At 57.6% G+C, this 2,994-nt stretch carries 2 protein-coding genes; both read left to right on the top strand.

Annotated features, from left to right (window positions below; genetic code table 11):
- Positions 1-738 precede the first annotated feature (738 nt).
- A complete protein-coding gene (locus tag WS69_RS24135; protein WP_156438371.1) occupies positions 739-1,338 on the top strand; it encodes a fascin domain-containing protein in 600 nt (199 codons plus the stop codon).
- Between the two features lie 594 nt (positions 1,339-1,932).
- Positions 1,933-2,922: a helix-turn-helix domain-containing protein gene (locus tag WS69_RS24130; protein WP_231747209.1), complete on the top strand. Its 990-nt coding sequence runs from the start codon at positions 1,933-1,935 to the stop codon at positions 2,920-2,922.
- Positions 2,923-2,994: the final 72 nt, after the last annotated feature.

Below are 2,994 nucleotides of genomic sequence, written 5' to 3'. Positions count from 1 at the left end.
CCTCAAACTCGGTTGCTGCCTGATCTGCTGGAATACCCTTCGGCGGGCCGACCAGTCTTTATGAAACCGTCTCTTATTTTCACTCTCAACCAAACAGATCTTCCGCTCACCTGTATTCGAATAAATGTATCTATTCGCATCGCCACTCTGAACGTGTGACAAAACGGTATCGTATTGATGGATATATTGTCGAAATTGTGAAATATTTAATTTTGGCATGAGACGTTATATGGAAATTCCTGGATTTGTGCCGACTACGATCTATCTTGTCACTGAGAGGCAGAGATTTTGGCGAGTCTGGATGGTAAAGGAGCTTTGCTCGGGATCGAGCAAGCGTGCTTCGGCAGTAGTCGCGTTGAGATTTTCGCTATTTGAAGAATTTCTCATTATTTACGATGGAATCAATCAGGAACGGGCATATGCGAAGGGATCGAGCAGCGCGGACCTCCGGCGTTGACAGGCCGATATCCGCTGGTTTGGCTGGGCGGTAGCGACCGGCGAATTCATCACTGTGCCGTAAATTCAGGGCGTGATTCGACTGAAGTTTTTGCACCAACGGTTTTCTTCGTGGCCTGTCGATTTTTCAACGACGTACCGGACATGTGCAGGCCCGGACGACGTTGGTTTCGCGCATCGAGGCTTACGCGGCCGCCTCGACAGCAAGTGCAAAGAGCAATCGTTTACGAGCCGCGTATTTCGGAGCATTCGATATTACATCTTTCATTTGGAGGCCATGCAATGAGCGCAACGTTTTCGAAACGTCGTTTAGGTCGCGGCACATCGGTGGCATTGGCGCTCGGAGTCTCGCTGGTTCCGGCTCTTGCCTCCGCGGACGCGGGAGCCGAACTCGGAATTCGGAATTTGTCCAGCGTGATCGCGACCCCCGCATCGCCGAACGCCGTCGGCCCCACATGCACGCAAAATGTGACCATTACGTCTCTTGCCAACCACGACCTCGTCTCGACGGAACTGGGATACGCCGGGAACGAATATGCGATGTTGCGCGCCCGAGCGACCGTGGCGGGTCCCTGGGAGCAATACAGTATCTGCAACTTCCCCAGCGACGGATATTGGACGATTCAATCGGAGGCCGACGGGCTGTTCGTCTCCGCGGAGCTCGGCTACACGGGTGACCAGTATGCGATGTTGCGCGCGCGTGCTTCCGTCGTAGGCCCTTGGGAGAAGTTCACCCTCGTGCCCTGCGGCTTGAGCTGCACGTCGATTCAATCGCTCGCCAACGGATTGTTCGTCTCCGCGGAACTCGGCTACACGGGTGGCCAATACGGGATGCTGCGCGCACGCGCTTCTGTCGCAGGTCCATGGGAACAATTCCGATAGCGCGATTCGGTGCATGAGGGGCACGCGCGCGGCATGACGAGCTGAACGCGAACGCGGGACATCCAAGAAGATTCACGGTTCAATTCCTGGCTGTCCCCATCGGCCCATTCGATCCCGGCAAGGTGACGCCGCGCTGTGGTTGATGGAGCTGATCCGCTTTCATGGACACCGGCTCTTCCAAAGGGCATGGAGCCGTAACAAGCGGACATTCAAAACTGCGACGCCGATTGTCTGTTTCGGATCGGCTTCGGAACACTAGAAATCGCACGGCGCAGCTGACAGCGTAGGTAATCTGTCAGAGCCTTGTCGGACGAGATGCAGGTACTGCTGCATCACTGGCGTGTGGCCTGCGAGGACGTCGGTCGACGGAGTTTTCATGGGTCCGGCGGAAAGTTACTTTGGACGCGCGAGTTTACCAGTGACCCTTGTGCGCCGGTGCGATCTTAGCCATTCGATTAGTTCTTGTTCCTTGTATGGAGTGTTGGAAGTGCGCAATCCCGCTTGCCTTGATGTGACCGTAAGCGTCACATGGCCGTGTGAATTAACGTGGCCATGTTATTTAACATGGCCAACTGAAATACATGGGTAAGTGATATGAGCGACCTACACTTCGTAACCAGAGCCGCCGACCGCCTCGCGCGCCACTCCGTGCATTCGCTTTTCCAAAGCCATGGCTGGGACGTCGTTGAGAAGGGCGAGGACGGCAGGGGTGGGGATTTCATTCTAACGAGCCCCCGTGGCCAGACGTATCACGTCGTATTGAAGGCGCTGACCGAAGGCCGTGCCGATCGCGCGATCCCGCTATTCTCGCAGGCTCTGCTGGAGTCGCGCGCACGCGCGAACGCACGGCAAGACCGATCACGCCCGGCTGTCGTCCTCTGGGTGGGAATCGCATCGCCCGCGCTTATCAAAAAGCTGGTGAGCTTCCATAGGGAGTACGGGAACGGTGAGCCGCTTGCCATCCTCTCCGACGTGCCCCTGTACGCAGATTTTCCGGAGCTGCAGGCCGATGAGCAGCCGGTGACCGTGCGGCGCAGCAGTCATTCGGCACCGCCGACGCTCGTATTCTCCGACCTCGCCCAATGGATGCTCAAGCTCCTGCTCGCGGTCGACATCAAGCGCGAGAACCTGATAAGTGCCCCGGAGAAGATATACATGACGGCGAGCGAGCTTGCGCGCGAAGCTGGCGTTGCGGTCATGACCGCTACTCGGCTCATCAATGCCCTGAAAGAAGAGGGCCTGGTCGAGTTCGCGCCCCATCTGCGGATCGTGCAGCGACGCAAGCTTGCGCATCGTTGGAAGGCAGCGTACGTGAAACCGGCCGCCAGCGTGCCGATGAAATTCCTGGCGGGAGGCCTTCCCGAGGAGCAGCAGTTACGAAAGATGCTCAAGCGCGAAAACGGGGCGACGCTCGGGCAGTTTGCGGCGGCCAACGCTCTGCGCGTAGGGCACGTTCACGGCGCCATAACGACCGTGTGGGTGCCCGATCTCGCAGCAGCTGAAGGCTGGCGGGGCTTGAAGCGTGCGCGCGAGGGCGAACGGCCGGATGTGATCCTGAAGCAGCACCAGTACCCTCAATCGTAAGCGATCGATGAACCACGCACTGTTCGTGTGAAGCTAGAGCGGCGACGATTGTGTCCACTTGAACGAGGAGGT

It is taken from the genome of Burkholderia sp. BDU5 (genome assembly GCF_001522845.1).
Taxonomy (GTDB): domain Bacteria; phylum Pseudomonadota; class Gammaproteobacteria; order Burkholderiales; family Burkholderiaceae; genus Burkholderia; species Burkholderia mayonis.
Note: the sequence above shows the minus strand (reverse complement) of the source record. Positions and strands in the feature narration are given on the sequence as shown.

Excerpts from the sequence above, each read along its gene's own strand:
- WS69_RS24135 (WP_156438371.1), top strand. The coding sequence starts at position 739 with ATGAGCGCAACGTTTTCGAAACGTCGTTTAGGTCGCGGCACATCGGTG.
- WS69_RS24130 (WP_231747209.1), top strand. The coding sequence starts at position 1,933 with ATGAGCGACCTACACTTCGTAACCAGAGCCGCCGACCGCCTCGCGCGC.